We start from the raw sequence: 20,124 nt of genomic DNA on the forward strand, positions 1-20,124 counted from the left end.
TTCGGCCAGGTCCACTGCCGAGGCCCGCAAGGGCTGTCCCCTTGCGGGCCGAGCGGGCCGTGCAGGCCGGGGTGGGGCAGGAGGCCGAGCCACCCCGACCGGACATCAGCGGATGTACTTGGCGGGTTTGGTGGCGGCGTTGAGCAGATACTCCAGAGGGCCGCGGCGGAAGAAGCGGGACCAGATCGTGGCGAACACGATCGCTGTCAGGATGTACGTGAGCACGGGTACCCAGGACGTCGTGGTGCCGGCGCCGGAAGCGGGCCACGCGGACTGTGCGAGGAAGTGGCCTACGTAGGCGGTCAGGGACATGGTGCCCACGGCGATGACCGGCTTCGCCAGGCGGCGCAGTAGCGGCAGGCGGTCCATCGCCGCCGTCGTGGCCACGATCACGAGGATTGCGATGCCCGCGCAGCCGATGGTGTCGAGGGTGGTGCCGGTGTGGGGGACGGCGCCCAGCAGGTCCGAGGCCGACAGCTCGGGCCCGCCGGGTGCGCTGCCCATGGAGCCGGAGACCCCCAAGCCGCTGCCCATGGAGCCCGCACCGGAGCCGCTGGAGGGTCCTCCACCTCCGCCGACGTTCCATACCGCGCTCGCGCCGGTCAGCAGTGTGGCCAGGCCGTAGGCGGCTGTGGCGAGGCCGGCACCGAGGACGGCCAGCCGCCGCCGGACGACGGGGGCGGACAGGTCGAGGCGGGCCAGAGCCATGCCGGTGGTCACGAATGTCATCCGCGTGATGGTCGGGTAGAGGCCCGTGAGCAGCAGATCGAGCACTCCCACGGTGCTGAGCCGTTCCAGCGGGTCGTAGGCGTTGATGCTCTGCTGGACGGAGTCGCTCAGCCACATCTGCAAAACGAACGCCAACTGTGGCATGACCAGCGCGATCCCGGCCGCGATGAGCGCCAGTGTCCTGGCGCTCAGTCGTACCAGGAGCAGTGCGAGGAGGAAGTAGACGCCATAGTAGGCGAGGATGATGATGTCCCCGTACTCCATCGCCAGCACGGTGCCCAGGGCCAGCAGGATCACGGCGCGGATCCTGATGCGGGCCTTCGCCTGCCGGCCCGCCAGGCCGGTCTTCGGCTCACGGCGGCCGACGATCAGCATCAGCGAGAACCCGGCGAGCGTGGCGAACAGGGCCGAGGAGCGTCCCTCGGCCAGGAAGTACACCCAGCTGCCGACGCTCCCCTGGGGAGAGTCCATCGGGGCGATGTGCACGATGTACATGCCGAACACCGTCAGCGCACGGGCCAGATCCACCCCGACCAGGCGCCCCATCGAAGGGCCGCCCGAGACCTGCCCGCCCGACTCGGACGAGGCCTGCGGCGGTGGAGGCGAGTGCTCCTGCACAGCCGATTCCGCCTGCGGCGGCTTTATCTGTGCCATACGCAGGATCCTTGGATGCCGTCAGGAAGCGGGCCATCCGACAGGCTTCGGTGAAACCCCCGCCGACCGGCCGGGACTCCCCCCGACCGGCGGAACAACGCCACCCGACCACCCGCCGGCCTCCACGGTTTGCATGGTCACAGGGCTGGCGCTTCGTCATCCCGCAACATGTCTAGCGCTCTGACCGCCTGGGTTCGGTGCGGTGGCTGAGCCTGTCCGTGTACGCAGACTGACCGACCAGGAGGGGCAGAAGCTGGCCGTTTGCGTGAGCGGACGGGGCGGGACGAGCCGCGCTCCCTGGCGCATCCAACGCCTCAGCGCATGGCCGGCACCCAGCGCACAAGCCCGCGCGGCACGAGCCCGTAGCGGAGTATGGGGCTGACAGCGAAGCCCAGCGCCCCAACGCTCCGGTCCGTCACGCAGCCGCCGTTCCGGCTCCGCAGCCGCCGCAAGCACGGCGCCACTGATCAGGACTCCACGGGCAACGTGGGAGAGGGCCGCGTGGTGTCGCCGATCACCGGGCTCAGGCATCCAGCCAGTACGGCAGCCGCACGACGAACTCCCGGACTCACGCGCTCATGCGGATCTCTCCAGGAGGGGTATGCGTCCGGGATCGGCTGGCATCGCGAGACTCGTCCGGATCACGCTGTCACTGGCGCGCAAAGCGGACGCCAGTTCTCCTACAGCCCGGCATGCCCCCTGCACCGAGGGCGCAGGCATCCACCAGAGCGCGGCAGTCCTGCGCTTGCCGCTCCGTGGCAAGCGCGGTGAACAGAGCGTGCGCCTGGGTCTCGCGAGCTGCTCAGCCTTTCTTTTTTCCTCAACCTCTAGTCGAATAGCGCCACTTGAAGCACGTCCGTGTCCTGCGTCGCGGATGTCCATGACCAGGACCCCATCCACCTGCAGCCGATCGCGTCATGGGAAGGACCCCCCACAAGTGACCTACAGACCCTGGATGCTCAGGGCAGCGGCGACCAGTGTCGCCCTTGCAGCGGTGGCAGCCACGTTCTCCGCCTTCGCGGTGGCGCGGGCAACGACCGGACAAAGGCCGTGGCCGGTCCCTGCGGCAACCCGATCACCGGGGTCCTGGCCACTGCCGTTCCGACTCCTCATCCCCTTCGGAGCCCACGGGGATGGCATCACGGCCGAGGCAGTCCTCGCATCGCGCCCACGCTCGTCGTCTTCCTGTCCCTCTTTCTCCAGCGCCGCACCCGCAACGGGTCCCCGCGAGGCTCCGCGAAGCAGTCCGGGCCGGGTTCACGGCTCCGGGTCGCAGACCTGCGACTGGGAGACGGCCCGCCCCCTGAAATGCGGCAACTGTTCGACGGCCGACTGAGCAGGCCGAGCAGCCGTCTGTCCGAAGCTACCTGAGCGCCCCCGCTCCCCCGGCCCGGCATACGACTACGGCGACCAGCCGCCGTGCCCGACGACGCCTGGCGCCGCCGACGGGGGGGGCGGCCCACGACACCCCTCGGGGCGGTGCGCCCCGGCCCCCGGGAGGTCACCTCCCCTGGGCGAGAGATCGCCACGTCAAACGGAGACACACATGCCCAGCTCCCCCCTGAACCGTCGCACGTTCATCCTCCTCGGTGCCACGGTCGCCGCGGCAGCCGGCGCCCGGACATCGGTGGCCGCCGCGGCGCCCTCCCCCACGGCGCTCGCCGGTGCGCCGACGCCGGTCCGGATCGTCGACGACAAGGCGACCCCCGCCACCCGCGCGCTGTTCGCGTACCTGAAACGGCAGCAGGGCAAGGGCATCCTGTTCGGTCACCAGCACGACCTCACCTACGGCTTCACCTTCACCGCCCCCGACGGCAAGGCGTCCGACACCAGGGCAGCGGTGGGCGACTACCCCGCGGTCTTCGGCTGGGACACCCTCATCCTGGACGGCGACGAACGCCCCGGCCTCGAGGGCGGGACCGAAGCCGAGAACATCGCCGCGCTCAGCCGGTGCATCCGGCAGGGGGACGCGCGCGGCGGGATCAACACCCTCAGCGCTCACATGCCGAACTTCGTCACCGGCGAGAACTTCTACGACACAACGGGCCGAGTGGTCGGCCAGATCCTTCCCGGAGGCGCGAAACACGCGGACTTCAACGCCTTCCTCGACCGCATCGCGAAGGCGGTCAAGGGCGCGCGGCGGCCGGACGGCACCGCGATCCCGGTCGTCTTCCGCCCCTTCCACGAGAACAACGGAGCCTGGTTCTGGTGGGGCGCCGGCCACACCACCCCGGCCGAGTTCATCGAGCTGTTCCGCTACACCGTCGAGTACCTGCGCGACACCAGGGGCGTCCACAACCTGCTCTACGCCTACTCGCCCAACTCGAGTTTCGGAGGCGACCCGACCGGCTACCTGAAGACCTACCCCGGCGACCGTTTCGTCGACATCCTCGGCTACGACTCCTACGACGAGAACGCCGGACCGACCCCCTGGCTGGACGGTGTGGTGAAGGATCTGGCGATGGTGGTCCGGCTGGCGAACGAGCGAGGCAAGGCTCCGGCCTTCACCGAGTTCGGGGAGGGCGGCACCGAGGTCCGCAACCCGCAGTGGTTCACCCAGCTGTCGCGGGCCGTCGAGGCGGACCCGCTGGCCCGTCAGGTGACGTACATGCTCACCTGGGCCAACTTCGGGGGCACCAAGCGTGCTTATGTGCCGTACCCGGGCCACGTCCTGCTGCCGGACTTCGTCAAGTACCAGCAGGACCCCTACACCCTGTTCGCCTCCGATCTCCGGGGGGTGTACTCCGCTCGCACCACCGCTGTCAGGAACGCCCCGTTCATGCACCTCGTGACCCCTACGGACCGGCAGCGCGTAGCGGCCGCCAAGACCACCGTCCGGGTGCGTGTCACACCCGCGGGGGCGAGCCGGGTCACCTACTCCGTGAACGGCGGACGCCCCAGACGGCTGCGCCTCGACGCCGACGGCTTCTACTCGGGCGACTGGTCGATCGACCCGGCCACGCGGAACAACCGCTCGGTGACCCTCACCGTGAGCGCGCGGGCGGACGGCAGGACGCTCACCGACTCGGCCGTGGTCCTCCTCGGCGAGGTCGCACCCCTGCCTGCCGGCTGGGTCGACGACTTCGAGGGATACGCCGGAGACGACACCGCCCTGAGCCAGGCGTACACCCATGTCAACTCCCACACCCTCACCCTGTCCGCCGACCACAAGTCCTCGGGCTCCTACGGACTGGCCTACGCGTACGACTTCACCGGCGCCGAGTACACCGGCACGGGCAAGCCGGTCGACGCGGACTGGTCCGCCTTCACGTCCCTCGCGCTGTGGCTGCGGGGCGACGGTTCCGCGAACGGCGGGGCGCTCCAGATCGTCGCCGGCGGAGTCGACTTCTGGTACCAGGTTCCGCTGTCCGACACGAGCGGGCAGGAGGTCAGGGCGCCCTTCAGCGATTTCGCGCCCGCTCCCTGGGACACCGCACACGCCGGAGCCGTGCTCGACGCCGCTCACCTCGCCAAGGTGACGGCGTTCAATCTGTACCTCGTCCATGGGAGCGGCGCGGCGACCAAGGGCACCGTGTACGTGGACAACATCAGGGCCGAATGACGCACCGGCACGCGGCAACCCCCTGCGTCGGGCACCACCCGGCAAGGATTCGGCCCCTCTCCTGAAGCGGGTGTCGCAGGTTGCCAGCAGCACGGCGGTTTTCCGGCGCCCGAGGTTCTCCGGGCCAGGCTGGTAGATGAGCAGGGGGCGGCTGTCCTGGTGGAACAGCTCGTGAGCGGCATCCACGGCCTCGGTCCCGCCGAAGGCATCGGTCTCAGGTTCGTGGGTGCAGGGCAGCCAGGACACCGCCGTGCCGCCACGGGCATCCGCGGGTGCGCTTCGTGCCGCCGGAGCGGCGGGACGAGCGGCTGTGACCGCGGCCTGACCGCGTCGTAACCGTCGCGGCTCCCGCCTCCCAGTCCCGGCCAACCTCCGACTTGCCTATCGGGAAAGTCGAGAGTAACTTTCCTGGTAGGAAAGTAATCGGGGACGGGAGGGCGATCGCCGTGAGCATGCCGGTGGATGCCGAACAGGCATGGAAGGATCTCCAGCGCATCCGCGTGCCGCAGGAGCGGGTGTACGACGAGTTCGAGCGCTCCGTGTCCGGCGGGCGCGGCATGACCTACGGCACGGCCGCACTCATGTGGGTGTTCCTTGCCGGCGTGGGCATGGACCCGCCCCAGTGGGGCGTCGGACTGTTCATGGCCGCCTACGCCGGCCTGTTGAGCGTGCTGGTCGTGATGAGCAGCCGCAGGAGCCGGATGCGACTGCACCGCACTCGCTGCCCCGGGCGTGTGTGGGCCGCGTTCGGTGCGGCAGCGGTGCTGGTCGGCGGGACGATCGTGCTGTCGGACCACCTGACCGAGCCACTGGAGCCGATCTACGCCGGCCCCATCCAGGCCACGGCCGCGGTGGCCGTGTACCTGCTCTGCCTCGGTCCCGCCAACCGCTGGGCGGCCGACTCGGTGCGGAGCGGCGGCGAACCGGCGGCCGACGAGGAGGCGGGCCGATGAGCACCCCCGCCGGCTTCGACGAGGTGATCCACCCCGCCACCCGGCTGTCGGTGGTCGCGCTGCTCGCCGCCACCGAGTGGGCGGACTTCGCGTTCGTCCGCGACAGCCTCTCGCTCAGCGACTCCGCGCTCTCCAAGCAGCTGCACACCTTGGAGGGGGCCGGATACCTGGAGATCCAGAAGGAGGGCGGCGGCCGCAACCGCCGTACGAAGGTACGGCTTACGGACCGAGGTCGCACCGCCTTCGAGGGACATGTGGCGGCGCTCCGGGCCATCGTCGACAGCGCCGGACCCGCGACCGGGGCGGCACAACAGCAGCCCCACGCGGAGGCGGGCCGATGACGGCGCTCGGGCGCACCGACGTCCAGCCCGTGATCCAGGTACGCGATCTGACCATGGCGTACGGCGATGTCGACGTCCTGCGCGGCATCGATCTGGACATCCACCGCGGCGAGGTCTTCGCGCTGCTCGGGCCCAACGGCGCGGGGAAGACCACCACCGTCGAGATCCTGGAGGGCTTCCGGCAGCGTTCCGCCGGTGAGGTGAGCGTCCTCGGTACGGACCCCGAGCGGGGCGGCGACGCGTGGCGTGGCCGGATCGGCCTGGTCCTGCAGTCCTGGCGCGACCACCGCCGCTGGCGGGTCGCCGAGCTGCTGACGCACTTCGCGACCTACTACCCCGACCCGCGCGACCCGGCCGAACTGCTGGCCCTGGTCGGCCTCACCGACCAGGCCGGCCGGCAGGTGGACCGGCTCTCCGGCGGCCAGCGCCGGCGCCTCGACGTCGCGCTCGGCATCGTCGGCCGCCCCGAACTCCTTTTCCTGGACGAGCCCACCACCGGCTTCGACCCTCAGGCGCGGCACGAGTTCCACGTCCTGGTCGAACGGCTGGCCCGCGACGAGGGCGTCACCGTCCTGCTCACCACCCATGACCTGGCGGAGGCCGAGCGGCTCGCCGACCGGATCGCCATGCTGGTCGGCGGCCGGATCAGGGCCTGTGGCACACCCGCGGAACTGGCCCGGCGAGCCGCCGCCCAGGCCGAGGTCCGCTGGACGGCCGACGACGGGGCGCCCCGCCGCGAACGCACCGAGGACCCCTCACGGCTGGTCTGGGAACTCCACCGGCACGCGGCCGGCCCGCTCGCCGACCTGGAGGTCCGCCGCCCGACGCTGGAGGACACCTATCTGCACATGGTCCACCGGAAGGCCGACGGCACGGATGGGGCCGAGGGCACGGACAGGGACGCGGACGAGGAGGCACCGGCCGCATGACGGGGGCACACATGACGAAAGGGACGAACAGCTGGCGTGCCGGGCTCCAGCGCGGCGGAATCGAGCTGCGGCACCTCCTGCGCAACGGCAAGGAGATGTCCGGCCATCTGACCAACGTGGTCGTCGCGCTGCTCGTCGCCGCCTACGTCAGCGACGACGTGCCCGGCACCCGGACCCCGATGACTCATCTGGTGCTGGCGGGCTTCGCCGCCTACCTGCTGTTCCAGGTCGGGCTGATCAACCTCCCGCAGATCCTCGTGACCGAGCGGGAGGAGGGCACCCTGCTGCGGCTGCGCGCCACGCCCGGCGGGATACCGGCCTACCTCGTCGCCAAGTGCCTGCTGGTGGTCGTCCTGGCGGTCGGCACCCTGGCGCTGCTCCTGGTCGCCGGGGCGCTGCTGGCGGACGGGCCACTGCCGCACGGGCCGGGCGCCTGGCTGACGCTGGCGTGGGTCACCACACTCGGGCTGCTCGCCGTCGTACCGCTGGGCGCGGCCATCGGCGCCGTGCTGCCCAACCCGCGTGAGGCGTTGGCGTTGATCATGCTGCCCACCATGGGGCTGCTGATGACCTCCGGAGTGGTGTTTCCGATCACGTCGCTGCCCGTGCCGGTCCAGCAGGTGGCCGCGGTCTTCCCGCTCAAGTGGATGGCGCAGGGTCTGCGTTCGGCGCTGCTGCCGGACGCCGCACGGGCCGCCGAGGCGGCCGGCTCCTGGGAACTGCCCATGGTCGCCCTGGTCCTGACCGCCTGGGCAGCCCTGGGGTTCCTCCTCGCGGTGCCCCTCCTGCGTCGCGCCGCCCGCCGCGAGTCCGGCTCGCGGCTGTCCGCCCGCCACCGCAAGGCGGCACAGAGCGGCGCGCTGCCCGCGTAGGCGGCCCCGCGACCACCGGGCTACGCCGTGCCCTGCCTCGACGGCAAGGCCCACCTGGACCCTGCGGGGCAGCACTTGCCCCGGCCAGTCGTTCGTCCGCCTGTAGGTATCGGTGCGGACGAAGCCGTTGCTCTCGTAGCAGCGGACGAGCCAGGGCGGGGCAGCCGTCACGATCACCAGGCTGATGGTCCCGAGGACCGACCCGGCGGTCATGACGATTCGCGGACCGAGTTGGTCAAGGATGCTGCCTACGCGAACGCCGCGACCCGGAGATAATCAGCTCCGCAGGGAATGCCGCCATGGTCACGCCTGCGGGCCAATTGGCCTGGGCTGTGATCAGCGGGGGTTCAGGACCTGAAGGAGTAGTAGACGATTCCCCAGCTTTGCGGACGAGGTCGCGCGCTGCCGTTGCGGGGGGCCGACGTACTGCGCGGGCGCGGGCGGCCACGTCCGACCACCTGCCGACCACCGGCCTTCGCGCTCTTCGCGGGTGATGTGACCTTTATCGCGGTAGTGGGGTCCCAGCTCGTTCATCGTTGTGCCATCCGCTGACGACGGTGGCAGCGGCACACCTCCCGTCAACGGAGGTCACAGGGCTGCGGGCGGAAACGCACGGCAGGAAACGCCGTGCCTGCGGAGAGCAATATCTGTGTCCGTGACATGAGAAATTGGCGCGGGGCACGGCGAGTATTCCTCGACCGTCGGCCGGGGCAAAATCATCGACCGTGCTGGGCCGATCGCACCGTGCTACTGTCGATCTCAGTTGCAGGTGTGGTTGGCCAGAAGGTTCATTTCCGACGGGGTAATCATCACGGCGACACGGGATTCGCACAGGGCGAATTTCTGACACCGTCTCCAAGGAGAAATGACATGGCTACTGGCACCGTGAAGTGGTTCAACGCGGAAAAGGGCTTCGGCTTCATCGAGCAGGACGGTGGTGGCGCCGACGTCTTCGCCCACTACTCGAACATCGCCACCCAGGGCTTCCGCGAGCTGCTGGAAGGCCAGAAGGTGTCGTTCGACATCGCGCAGGGCCAGAAGGGCCCGACGGCCGAGAACATCGTTCCCGCCTGACACCGGCGCTGACGCATTACCTTCGCAGCTGGGGCCCGCACCTCTGGGGTGCGGGCCCCAGCTCGCTGCTTTCCAGGGGCGCGACGGGAAGGCTCCACCGCACCACCGACCGGTGAACATTCCCCGTCGGTCCGACTCGCCCCATATCAACTTCGGCTCGTCTCGAGATTCTCTGCGCCGCTCATCTGCTGCGGGCATTCCTTGATACGTGCCCCATCAAGGAAGGTTCCGCATGAAGCGTGCCCGCACATCCCGGACGTCCCGCACATATGACCGCTTCGGAGGAGGCGTCGGCGCCAACCGCTCTGGTGGTCAGCACCGTTCGAAGGGCTACGGAAGCCGCCAGGCCGGACGGGCCGTACAGGGCGAGTTCGCGCCACCGAAGACGATCACGCCCGCGCTGCCCGCCGTCGGGTCGTTCGCCGACCTCGCCATGCCCGCACGGCTGTTGGCCACGCTCGGTCACGAAGGTGTGACCGTACCGTTTCCGATCCAGGCGGCGACCCTGCCGAACTCCCTGGCCGGTCGTGACGTACTCGGCCGCGGCCGCACCGGCTCGGGCAAGACCCTCGCCTTCGGCCTCGCCGTACTGGCCCGTACAGCGGGGCGGCGTGCCGAGCCACGGCAGCCGCTCGCCCTTGTCCTCGTCCCCACCCGCGAGCTCGCCCAGCAGGTCACCGACGCGCTCACTCCGTACGCCCGCTCCGTGAGCCTGCGGCTGGCCACCGTCGTCGGCGGGATGTCCATCGGCAGGCAGGCCGGTGCGCTGCGCTCCGGGGCCGAGGTGGTCGTCGCCACGCCCGGGCGGCTCAAGGACCTCATCGCGCGGGGGGACTGCCGGCTGGACGACGTCGGCATCACGGTCCTCGACGAGGCCGACCAGATGGCCGACATGGGCTTCATGCCCCAGGTCACGGCCCTGCTCGACCAGGTGCGTCCCGACGGGCAGCGGATGCTCTTCTCGGCCACCCTGGACCGCAACGTCGACCTGCTGGTCCGCCGCTACCTCATGGACCCGGTAGTCCACTCCGTCGACCCGTCGGCGGGCGCGGTCACCACGATGGAGCACCACGTACTCCACGTGCACGACGCGGACAAGCATCGGACGACCACCGAGATCGCGGCGCGAGACGGTCGAGTGATCATGTTCCTGGACACCAAGCACGCGGTGGACCGGCTGACCAAGCACCTGCTGAGCAGCGGTGTCCGCGCCGCGGCCCTGCACGGTGGCAAGTCCCAGCCGCAGCGCACGCGGACCCTGGCCCAGTTCAAGAGCGGGCGTGTGACGGTCCTGGTGGCGACCAACGTCGCGGCGCGCGGTATCCACGTCGACAACCTCGACCTGGTCGTCAATGTGGATCCGCCCAGTGACCCCAAGGACTACCTGCACCGCGGCGGTCGTACGGCCCGAGCCGGCGAGTCCGGCAGCGTCGTCACCCTGGTGACCCCTGACCAGCGTCGCGACATGAGCCGGCTGATGGCTTCGGCGGGCATCACCCCCCGGATCGCCCAGGTGCGGTCGGGCGAGGCGGAGCTGAGCCGCATCACAGGCGCCCAGGCGCCTTCCGGTGTCCCGGTCGTCGTCACAGCGCCGGACACGGAGCGTCCCCGCGGGGCGTCTTCCCCGTCCCAGCGCCGTCGGGGTCGCCGGGGCCACACCGGACAGGCCCGGCCCGTCGGGGAAGCGGCGCACCGCAGGACACAGCGGCGGACCGGCTTCGGCTCGGCCGCCTAGAGCCGCCGTGATCACCAGCCCATCCGTTTCGGCCAGGAGGCACCCATGACGACGGCTCAGCCACAGCACCCGGTAACGGATCACGCCGCCAAGGCCGTGGTCGACGACAGGGACCCGTCCGGACCTCGGGTCCGTGACGACATGACGGTCGAGGTGGCTCTTTCCCTCATGGCCGGTGCCCGTGTCGATCGCCTCGTCCTGTGCGACGGGGACGACCAGAGCACGGGCCTGATCACCCTGGTCCGGCTTACCGCTCTCCGCGACAGCCCCGCCTACACGGACCGGATCCGCCTACGGGACATCCTCGACGGACCGTTCACCCCGCCCGGCGCTCGTCCCGGCGCCGTCGGGGGGTATCGCCGGCCCCCGGGCGTCCCAGCCCTCGCCGGCTGATCCACTTCGCCGGTCGGCCCCTTCTCCTTCTTCGCTGTGAGGATCACGCGCTGTGTCATCGCCCGGTACCCGTTCGAGCTGACCAAGAGGGTGGTGCTCGCCTCGATGAAGGGCATCACGCCCGAGCGCGTCACGGGTGAGTCCGTGACCATCGGCCGCCGCCGCTACCCGGCCGAGCAAGTGGGCCAGATCGTCACCCGGCAGGACCGCCGCGACTTCACCAGCGGGGAGGTCGTCCGGGCCATGACCCGCCTCGGCTTCACCTGCCACGAGCACCCCGAGACCGTGCCGGTGGGTGTCCCCACTCCGCTCCGGACCGCTTCGTCGCTGCTCGGGGGCACCGCCTCCGCGGGGAGGTGAGGCGGAAAACCGGCGTCAGAGACCCCGGGAGGGCCCTGCCATTATCCGCGTCGTGCACACGGACGACGTGATCGCCATGGCGCGCGACATGCTGACGGCAGCCGGCCTGCCTGGGCACGAGTACGCCGTCGCCGCCGTTCTGGCGGCTGCGGCCGGGCGGGAGGCCGTGCAGGGAGCTCAGGCAACCGTCTTCACCCCCGATACCGACGACATCAACCAACTCCTCGCGGGACACTCCGTGCGAGTCGGGAAGGTCTGCCGAGACACCGCCAGCACCTCATTCCGCCCGCCTCTGACCACCAGCTGTCCGACGGAGCGGTGAGCTGGTTGTAGTGGTCCAGGTGCAGTCGGGTGACGGCTCTCCCGCTGTGGGGGCTTACATGTCGTGTCGGCATCCCACGGCTGGTGCCGCATGGGGTCGGATCCGACGTGGCACTGAGACATGCGAGGTCGCGCCCGTACCTCGTCCGCGTTGAGCCCGACGCCCGGAAGACCAAGCGTCCGCGCCGGGAACAGCCGGCCCGGCCGGCACGGTTGCATCGTCTGAGAGGCCGGTGCCGCACGGCGGGAACGCCGACCACAAGGTCGTCGGGACTCACCAGGATCCGGCCTCCCCGGAATCCGGGCGCCACGATCGTGGTTTGCCCGCCGCACCGTCGGACCACAACGTATGTCTGCAGGAGGACTGTTTCATGACTGACCGGCCGTTGACGCTCATGGCGGTGCACGCCCACCCCGACGACGAGGCCACCGGAACCGGTGGGGTCCTGGCGAGGTACGCGGCGGAGGGCGTCCGCACGGTTCTCGTGACGTGTACCGACGGCGGTTGCGGTGACGGGCCGGGGGGTGTCAAGCCGGGTGATCCCGCGCACGATCCGGCGGCAGTCGCCCTGATGCGCCGTCGAGAACTCGAGGCGAGCTGTGACGTCCTGAAGGTCAGCGATCTGGAGACGCTGGACTATGCCGACTCCGGAATGATGGGCTGGCCGACCAACGACGCCCCCGGTTCCTTCTGGCAGACCCCGGTGGAGGAGGGCGCGGCCCGACTCGCGGAACTCATGCGGCACTACCGGCCTGATGTGGTCGTCACCTACGACCAGAACGGCTTCTACGGCCACCCCGACCACATCCAGGCCCACCGCATCACGATGGCGGCGCTGGAGATGACCGCGCTGACACCGAAGGTGTACTGGACCACGATGCCCCGCTCGGGGATGCGGCGGTTCGGCGAGATCATGCGCGAGTTTCATCCGGACATGCCGGAGCCGGATCCTGCCGAGGCCGCCGCGATGGCTGAGATCGGCCTCCCCGACGACGAGATCACCACATGGGTGGACACCACGGCGTTCAGCGGGCAGAAGTTCGACGCGCTGGCCGCGCACGCCAGTCAGGGCGAGAACATCTTCTTCCTCAGGATGGGCAAGGAGAGGTTCGGCGAGTTGATGGGCACGGAGACCTTTCTACGGGTCCAGGACACCACCGGCGCTGCCCTACCCGAAGACGATCTCTTCGCCGGACTGCGCTGATCCGCCCGTCCGACGGGCCAGGAGAACGCATCGACGGCACGACACGATCGAGCGGGTCACACACCCGGATCGCGACCGAGGCGACGCGCCATCCCGCCCGGCATCGAAGAAGCCGCCCGCGTCGAAGAAGGACGACGGTGATCGCGGAGCCGTGGCCGATGGCGGCGAGGGAGGCCCCGGCGGCGACGCAACAGGTCGATCGCGTCGGCGACCGTGGTGTCCTCCGTAAGCTCGGGCACCGGGCGGGCCAGAGCGCGGGCGCTGTGGAGGAACCAGGCGGAGTTCATCCGCAGCACCACCCGGTGGGCGGCGCGGGAGACCTTCCGGCGCGCGTGATCGGGTGAATGGCCCAGTGCGTGCAGCCCAGCAGGTTCTGCAGGTCCGCCAAGTGGGTTGTTTCTGATAACGGATCAGCGGCGCACGGTACCCATCCACATATGATCACACCTCACATAGGCCCTGACCACGGAGTTTCGGGGCTTTCCCATCGACGCTCCCTGGTCCTGTCGCTGGCCGTGGCCTTCCTCCCCGTGCCGGTCGCCCTCGCCGCCGTGACGCTCGGACCATCCAGATCGGTGGCCACGCCGCCCCACGAATCGGCCAGTGCTCCGGTCTCACCCCTCCCGCCGATGGTGCCCGAGGCCCCGCCCGCGGACGTGGCCCGCAAGGAACTCAGGACCCTCACCGTGGAAGCTCCGCATTCGATGGCGGGGTACAGCCGGGACAAGTTCGAGGACTGGGTCGAGGAGCAATGGCCCAGGACACAGGAGGTCGTCCTCAGACGCGACGGCAAACAGGTCGGGGTCAGCCAGCAGGCACAGGCGGCGACGCAACACTGGCACAGCCCCTACGACGACCGGATCCTCACCACGAGGTCCGACGTACATGTGGATCACGTCGTGCCGCTCGCCAACGCGTGGCGCTCCGGAGCCGACGAGTGGAGCCCGGCACGGCGTCACAAGTTCGCCAACGACCTCTCCACCACACAGCTCATCGCCGTCTCGGACGTCGTCAACAGGACGAAGGGCGACCAGTCGCCCGACCAGTGGGTTCCGCCGAACACCGCCTACCACTGCGTGTACGGCAGGGCTTGGACTCATGTGAAGTTCTCCTACGGCCTCTCCGTGACCAAGACCGAGAAGACCGCACTGCGTTCCCTTCTGGGCGCATGTCACTGAGGGAACGGGGTTTCCGAGGACCCGCGCTGCCCGATCGGTAAGAACAAGGCGCCCGGTTGCCGGCCTGCCATCGGTCCTCGTGGACGAGATGCGCGACGGACTCTCCGGGCGCCTGGGCGTGAGTGCCGCAGCGGATCGAGCGGCGAAGCGGTGGCGTGTCGTCCAACGGAGTCCGCTCGCGAACCCGGTGACGCGGTGCGGGGCCGTGCGCGGGAAGGGCCGTGCGCGGGAAGGGCCGTGCGCGTGATGTCGGGCCACGTTGCTTCCCCGCCGTGCGCGCCTCCCCCGTGCGACGGGAAAGCTCTTCGAAACATTCGAAGAGTCGAGCCTGACAATTGATCTACCCATCGCGGACGGCGAAGAACACCTCTATTCACTCCCTCGCTCACGGCCACGACCTGGCTTTATGTCCGACGAGGACGCTATCGGTCGACCGAATGTTTCGGGATCAATGCCGAAACCATTGACAGTTGGCAGGGCCATATCAACACTGTCGCCGTTGGCAGAGTTCCACCACTGTCGACGCGGGCTGGCACGAACCACCCGTCGACACAAGGTGCCCAGCCCCCGTCAGCCTTGCGAGGACGAGGAGGAAGCACGCTCATGAACGACGGACCCGCACACCCGACGCGCCGCAGCGTCTGCACCCTGCTGCTGGCCACCGGAGCCACGTTGGCCCTGCCCGGCACCGCCGAGGCGGCCACGGTCATCACCACGAACCAGACCGGAACCAACAACGGGTACTACTACTCGTTCTGGACGGACAGCCAGGGCACGGTGTCCATGACCCTGAACTCCGGCGGCAACTACAGCACCTCGTGGAGGAACACCGGGAACTTCGTCGCCGGCAAGGGCTGGAGCAACGGCTCACGCCGGACCGTGACCTACTCCGGCAGCTTCAACCCGTCCGGCAACGGCTACCTGACTCTCTACGGGTGGACGTCGAACCCGCTCGTCGAGTACTACGTCGTCGACAACTGGGGCACCTACCGGCCCACGGGAACGCACAAGGGCACCGTCACCAGCGACGGCGGCACGTACGACATCTACCAGACCACGCGCTACAACGCCCCGTCCGTCGAAGGAATCCGCACGTTCAACCAGTACTGGAGCGTCCGGCAGTCGAAACGGACCGGTGGCACCATCACCACCGGCAACCACTTCGACGCCTGGGCCCGCGCCGGAATGCGCCTGGGGAGCTTCAGCTATTACATGATCCTCGCCACCGAGGGATACCAGAGCAGCGGGAGCTCCAACATCACGGTGTACTAGGCCAGTTCGGAGGGGGGAGGCTGCGGAGTGGCCGTGACGCGGCGGCCGTGACGACGAACCTGCCGTCCCCGTGGGGTTTCTCTCCCCCGGCTCCTTGCCCCCCTCTCATCCGGAACAGCGGCGCCGGCTGTCCAAGCCCCAGGCGCCGACTCCCGAATCCCCCAGGCTGGAGGCCCGCTCCTCATGAAAGCCGCACCACGTCTCTCGCTGCTCGTCGCCGCCGCGCTCGCTGCCGCCGGCACCCTCACCGTCGACACCGCCGCCCCGGCCCAGGCCGCCGCCTGCAACGGGTACGTCGGGCTCACCTTCGACGACGGCCCGTCCGGCAACACCCCGGCCCTGCTCAACGCGCTCACCCAGAACGGACTGCGGGCCACGATGTTCAACCAGGGCCAGTACGCCGCCGCCTACCCGGCCCAGGTCAAGGCGCAGGTCAATGCCGGCATGTGGGTCGGCAACCACAGCTACACCCACCCGCGCCTGACCCAGCAGAGCCAGGCGACGATCGACTCGGAGATCTCCCGGACCCAGCAGGCCATCGCGGCCGCGGGCGGCGGTACGCCGAAGCTGTTCCGGCCGCCGTACGGCGAGACCAACTCGACGGTGAGAGCCGTCGCGACCAGGTACGGCCTGACCGAGATCATCTGGAACGTCGACTCGCAGGACTGGAACGGCGCCAGCACCGACGCGATCGTGGCAGCGGCCGGCCGGCTCACCAGCGGCCAGGTCATCCTCATGCACGACTGGGCCGCCAACTCCCGCGCAGCCATCCCCCGCATCGCGCAGGGGCTGGCGAGCCGCGGCCTGTGCGCCGGCATGATCTCCCCGCAAACCGGCCGCGCCGTGGCTCCGACAACGACATAGACGGCGACAACGGCAACGGCAAGCGGCAAGCGGACCTGGCCAACGGTCTCCCGCACCACAGGCTGACCGTGCCGGCCGGGTGTGACGGGGCGGCCGAGCTCAGAAGATCCTCAAGACTTCCACCTTGCTCGCGACGTGCACCGGAAGAGCATGTCATGGTCATCCCACACGAGAACGCGAACAGGTGTCCGCAGGAGCTGCGGCCATCAACGAGGGGAGACGCACGTGTTCGGAGCAATGGACCTGGGCGCCAAGATCGCCGCAATGGTCACGATCGCCGCGGTCATCGGACTCGCCATCGCCGCGGTCCGCTGGTTCGGAGCACAGAACCGATAGCCCGGAGCCGCCTCCGGGCCACGTCCACAGTGCCGGCCGCACGCACCGGGTGTGGGGAGGCCGCGGCCTGTCGGAGCGGGAAGGCACGGGCACAGACGGGTCAGGCCAGACCGAACTTCTCGGCGTGCACCTGCCGCGCGGGGACCCGCAGGTCCCGTAGGCCGGCGAGTACGGCTCCGGTCATGGCGGGCGGGCCGCAGACGTACACGTCGCGTTCGGTGATGTCGGGGACCAGGCGGTGCAGGCTGTCGGGGGCGAACGGCGGGGTGCCTCCCTCGCCGGTCCTGCCGGTGAGCAGGTGCAGTCGTCCGCCCCGGAGCTCGACCAGCTGGCGCACCTCGCTCAGCAGCACGGCGTCGGCCTCGCTGCGCACCCGGTACAGCACGACGACGTCGCCGGTCGCCTCCTCCTCCAGCATGGCCCGCACGGGCGTGATCCCCACGCCCCCGGCGATCAGCAGGGTGCCGGGCCGGCTCCGGTGCAGCGAGGTGAACGCCCCGTACGGCCCCTCGACGAACGCGCGGCTGCCGACCGGGACGTTCCGCAGGCCGGCACTGGTGCTGCCCGCCGCCTTCGCCGTGAGGCGCAGCCCCTGCCCGTCCGGCGCCGCCGACAGGGAGAAGGGGTTGGCCAGCCACCAGTGGTTGTGCCCGGGGAACCGCCAGATGCAGAACTGCCCCGCCCTGGCCGGGAGTTTGTCGAGGTGCCGGCCGGTGACGTACACGGAGACCACGTTGTCCGACTCCGGGACCACGGCCGCGACGCGGAACCGGTGGTAGGCGTTGCGCCACAGCGGCATGGCGACACGCCCGGTCAGCAGGGCACCGAAGGCGAACAGCCAGAGAATCCACCAATAGGCCGTGGCGAACGCGGAGGACGTGAACGTCGTGGTCTCCTGCAGCTGGTGGACGAACGACAGGCCCAGGGCCACGTAGAGCAGCAGGTGCAGACCGTGCCAGACCTCGTACCGCAGTCGCCGCCGCAGCGGCCGGGTGGAGATCACGGCGATCACGACGATGACGGCTGCGGCGAGCATGCCCAGCAGGGAGGCCGGCACCCCGCTCAGTGCGACGAACGTCTTCCCCATGGAGGCGTCGTCGAGGTGGGCGTAACCGAGCACCACCAGCGTGGCGTGGGTGAGGACGGTCCACAGCAGCAGGAAGCCGACCCAGCGGTGCCACACCGTGAGCCGGTCCATCCCGATGCGGCGGTCCAGCCACGGCAGCCGGGCGACCAGCAGCAGTTGGAACAGCATCAGAAGGGCCGCGTGCAGTCCGAAGAACTTGGCGACCGTCAGCACCCCGTTCTTGCCTGAACCGGCGCTGAGGAACAACGTCTCGACGATCACCGCGTTGACGATGACGAACGTCCACATCGTCAAGCGCGCCGCGTCCACCGGAAGCACGGTGCCTCCGCGCACCGTTCTTCTCGCCATCGCCATGCTTTCCTCGCATCCCCGTGGCCCGCTGTATGCGCGGCCTGTGTGTGCTGACCCCATGAGGGTCGAGTGGTTCGTCCGGATACGCGCCGTCGATCGGATAAGCATACGGAGCGCGGGACCGATCGGTTCACGCCAGAGCCGCAGAATTCAGACGCAGTTCGGCTTTCGGCGTTCGATGGGCCCTGCCGAGCGGGGGCATGGGGTGCGGCAGGAAGGTTGCCTGAGGGTGATCCGGGGCGGGCGAGGACTGGGACCGCCGGACCGGCGACGTCCTCGCCGACGCCGTCGGCTGCCGCGTACGACGTCGTCAGTCCGGCTGTCCGTCCACCTGGTCAGGAGCCCGACATGGTGTCCCCGAACATGGGGTCGTCCCCCGAGTTCCCGATGCCCACCGACGACGCGCCGAAGCTCACCGCGCCGCTGGTCGTGACGCCTCCGGTGGAGCCGCGCAGGACCCACACGGCGCCGTCGTCACTGTTCTCGCCGCCCGCGCCCACCGACAGGTCGGCGCGGCCGTCCTTGTTGTGGTCGGCGAGGTGGATGGCGTGGCCGAACATGTCCGACGACTCGTTGGCGCCCGGGACACCCGAGGTGCCCTGGTTGAAGGACTGGGCGCCGGCCGCCGTGAGGCCGGAGGCGCCACCGCGCAGCACCCAGACGCTCCCCGCGTGGGCCGCGGAGCCGATGGACTCGAAGTCCGCGCCGACGGCGAGGTCCGGATAGCCGTCGTCGTTGACGTCGCCCGCCGCGAGGGTGCCGCCGAACGAGTCGTCGGACTCGTCCGCGCCCGGAACACCCTCGGTGTCCTGGCTGAAGACGGCGCTGCGTGTGGTGTCGACGCCCGCCGTACCGCCGTAGAAGACGGTGGCGTAGCCGCCCTTCGCCGTCTGGTCGAAGATGTCGAGGAAGTCGGTGCCGACGACCAGGTCGTCGTGTCCGTCGCGGTCGAAGTCGGCCACGGTGAGCGCGCCCGCGTACCCCTCGCCCGCCTCGGTCTGCAGCGTGGGCCCGGTCGAGGAGCCCCGGTAGACGAAGTTGCCCGCGGAGGACCCGACCACCACGTCGTCCGCCCCGTCGTCGTCGAAGTCCCCGGCGGCCAGTTGGACGGCGCCCCTGGGGTACGCGCCGGACTCGATCTGCGCGTCGAAGCGCAGCTTCCCGGCCGCGCCGCCGGACTTGGTGAAGCCGCCCTTGAAGATCCACACGTCCTTGCCGGTGGAACCGACCGCCAGATCGGCCTTCCCGTCACCGGTGAAGTCACCGACCGCGAGGGACTGGCCGAACCGGTCGTGACCCGACGCGTTCGGGTCGCTGATCGTCGTGCCGCCCGACAGGCCGGACGAGCCGCCCCACAGGATCGTGACCGAACCGCCGTCGGCATCGCCGCCGACGTCCTCCAGCGGTGCGCCCACGACGAGATCGCCGTAGCCGTCCCTGTTGAGGTCGCCGTGCGCGAGCTCGGTGCCGAAGCGGTCGGAGGTCTCCGAGGCGCCCGGCACGCCGGAGGAACTCTGCGATGTTCTCTTGTGGCGCGCGGCGCTGATACCGCTCGCCGAGCCGTAGTTGACGACCACGGCGCCCGCCTTCGCCTTCCCTCCCGCGACAGCACCCGGGGCGCCGATCGCCAAGTCGCGGTAGCCGTCGCCGTTGAAGTCGTCGGCGAGACCCGATCCGGCGGCACTCGCGCCGCCGGGCAGGGTGATGAGCAGGCCACCGGCCAGGGCGGCCGCGACGGCGGTGGCGCCCAGGACGACGGGACGCCGGGAGCGCTTGTGGTGGGGGCGGGACATGAATTCCTCTCCAGGACATGCGAAGGCATACGAACGGCTCAGAGATGACCTCTCGTGAGCCTGAAGGGTTGTACGGGAAAGGAGAGGTGGCCCGCGATACGGCGGCGGAGGGCAA

Annotated in this window: 17 protein-coding genes and 1 pseudogene; 14 read left to right on the forward strand and 4 right to left on the reverse strand. The window is 69.9% G+C overall.

Annotated elements, in window-relative coordinates; genetic code table 11:
* Window positions 1-105: 105 nt before the first annotated feature.
* On the reverse strand, window positions 106-1,383 hold the full coding sequence (locus ACZ49J_RS33800; protein ID WP_467454319.1) for a DUF418 domain-containing protein: 1,278 nt from the start codon (window positions 1,381-1,383) through the stop codon (window positions 106-108).
* 1,546 nt (window positions 1,384-2,929) lie between these two features.
* Here ACZ49J_RS33800 and ACZ49J_RS33805 point away from each other — a divergent pair.
* Window positions 2,930-4,945 carry a glycosyl hydrolase gene (locus ACZ49J_RS33805; RefSeq protein WP_467454321.1) on the forward strand — a complete coding sequence of 672 codons (2,016 nt, stop codon included), beginning with the start codon at window positions 2,930-2,932 and terminating at the stop codon, window positions 4,943-4,945.
* Between the two features lie 66 nt (window positions 4,946-5,011).
* Here the strand turns inward: ACZ49J_RS33805 and ACZ49J_RS33810 are convergent.
* Window positions 5,012-5,200: pseudogene (locus ACZ49J_RS33810) on the reverse strand (lantibiotic dehydratase C-terminal domain-containing protein); the annotation flags it as partial.
* Window positions 5,201-5,397: 197 nt separating this feature from the next.
* Between ACZ49J_RS33810 and ACZ49J_RS33815 the strand changes: the two are divergent.
* The 13 genes from ACZ49J_RS33815 to ACZ49J_RS33875 all read left to right on the forward strand — a co-directional run bounded on the left by ACZ49J_RS33815 (window position 5,398) and on the right by ACZ49J_RS33875 (window position 16,442).
* Window positions 5,398-5,898, forward strand: a complete 501-nt coding sequence (locus tag ACZ49J_RS33815) for a hypothetical protein (RefSeq protein WP_467454471.1) — start codon at window positions 5,398-5,400, stop codon at window positions 5,896-5,898.
* On the forward strand, window positions 5,895-6,239 hold the full coding sequence (locus ACZ49J_RS33820) for a transcriptional regulator (protein ID WP_467454322.1): 345 nt from the start codon (window positions 5,895-5,897) through the stop codon (window positions 6,237-6,239). The genes ACZ49J_RS33815 and ACZ49J_RS33820 overlap by 4 nt, the downstream gene beginning before the upstream one ends.
* A complete protein-coding gene (locus ACZ49J_RS33825; protein ID WP_467454323.1) occupies window positions 6,236-7,168 on the forward strand; it encodes an ABC transporter ATP-binding protein in 933 nt (310 codons plus the stop codon). Before ACZ49J_RS33820 ends, ACZ49J_RS33825 begins: the two co-directional genes overlap by 4 nt.
* Window positions 7,165-8,040, forward strand: coding sequence for an ABC transporter permease (locus tag ACZ49J_RS33830; RefSeq protein ID WP_467454324.1), 876 nt, complete (start codon window positions 7,165-7,167; stop codon window positions 8,038-8,040). The genes ACZ49J_RS33825 and ACZ49J_RS33830 overlap by 4 nt, the downstream gene beginning before the upstream one ends.
* Window positions 8,041-8,910: 870 nt before the next feature.
* The gene (locus ACZ49J_RS33835; RefSeq protein ID WP_028799214.1) at window positions 8,911-9,114 is read left to right on the forward strand and encodes a cold-shock protein; all 204 of its coding nucleotides are present in this window, start codon (window positions 8,911-8,913) and stop codon (window positions 9,112-9,114) included.
* A gap of 232 nt (window positions 9,115-9,346) precedes the next feature.
* Window positions 9,347-10,849 carry a DEAD/DEAH box helicase gene (locus ACZ49J_RS33840; RefSeq protein ID WP_467454325.1) on the forward strand — a complete coding sequence of 501 codons (1,503 nt, stop codon included), beginning with the start codon at window positions 9,347-9,349 and terminating at the stop codon, window positions 10,847-10,849.
* Between the two features lie 45 nt (window positions 10,850-10,894).
* Window positions 10,895-11,242 carry a CBS domain-containing protein gene (locus ACZ49J_RS33845; RefSeq protein ID WP_467454327.1) on the forward strand — a complete coding sequence of 116 codons (348 nt, stop codon included), beginning with the start codon at window positions 10,895-10,897 and terminating at the stop codon, window positions 11,240-11,242.
* 36 nt (window positions 11,243-11,278) lie between these two features.
* Window positions 11,279-11,602 (forward strand): SCO5918 family protein, encoded by a 324-nt coding sequence (locus ACZ49J_RS33850; protein WP_467454328.1) that lies wholly within the window; start codon window positions 11,279-11,281, stop codon window positions 11,600-11,602.
* Between the two features lie 52 nt (window positions 11,603-11,654).
* Window positions 11,655-11,924, forward strand: a complete 270-nt coding sequence (locus tag ACZ49J_RS33855; RefSeq protein WP_467454329.1) for a hypothetical protein — start codon at window positions 11,655-11,657, stop codon at window positions 11,922-11,924.
* A 370-nt stretch (window positions 11,925-12,294) separates the two neighbouring features.
* Window positions 12,295-13,128 (forward strand): PIG-L family deacetylase, encoded by an 834-nt coding sequence (locus ACZ49J_RS33860; RefSeq protein ID WP_467454330.1) that lies wholly within the window; start codon window positions 12,295-12,297, stop codon window positions 13,126-13,128.
* Between the two features lie 575 nt (window positions 13,129-13,703).
* Window positions 13,704-14,306, forward strand: coding sequence for an HNH endonuclease family protein (locus ACZ49J_RS33865; RefSeq protein WP_468351363.1), 603 nt, complete (start codon window positions 13,704-13,706; stop codon window positions 14,304-14,306).
* 603 nt (window positions 14,307-14,909) lie between these two features.
* Window positions 14,910-15,578: a glycoside hydrolase family 11 protein gene (locus tag ACZ49J_RS33870; protein WP_467454333.1), complete on the forward strand. Its 669-nt coding sequence runs from the start codon at window positions 14,910-14,912 to the stop codon at window positions 15,576-15,578.
* A 183-nt stretch (window positions 15,579-15,761) separates the two neighbouring features.
* Window positions 15,762-16,442, forward strand: a complete 681-nt coding sequence (locus ACZ49J_RS33875) for a polysaccharide deacetylase family protein (RefSeq protein ID WP_467454334.1) — start codon at window positions 15,762-15,764, stop codon at window positions 16,440-16,442.
* Window positions 16,443-16,878: 436 nt separating this feature from the next.
* On the opposite strand, the gene ACZ49J_RS33880 is transcribed toward ACZ49J_RS33875, so the two are convergent.
* Window positions 16,879-18,213, reverse strand: coding sequence for a ferredoxin reductase family protein (locus tag ACZ49J_RS33880; RefSeq protein ID WP_467454335.1), 1,335 nt, complete (start codon window positions 18,211-18,213; stop codon window positions 16,879-16,881).
* Window positions 18,214-18,551: 338 nt separating this feature from the next.
* Window positions 18,552-20,009, reverse strand: a complete 1,458-nt coding sequence (locus tag ACZ49J_RS33885; protein ID WP_467454336.1) for an FG-GAP-like repeat-containing protein — start codon at window positions 20,007-20,009, stop codon at window positions 18,552-18,554.
* Window positions 20,010-20,124: the final 115 nt, after the last annotated feature.

Source organism: Streptomyces sp. NPDC030840 (assembly GCF_055572015.1).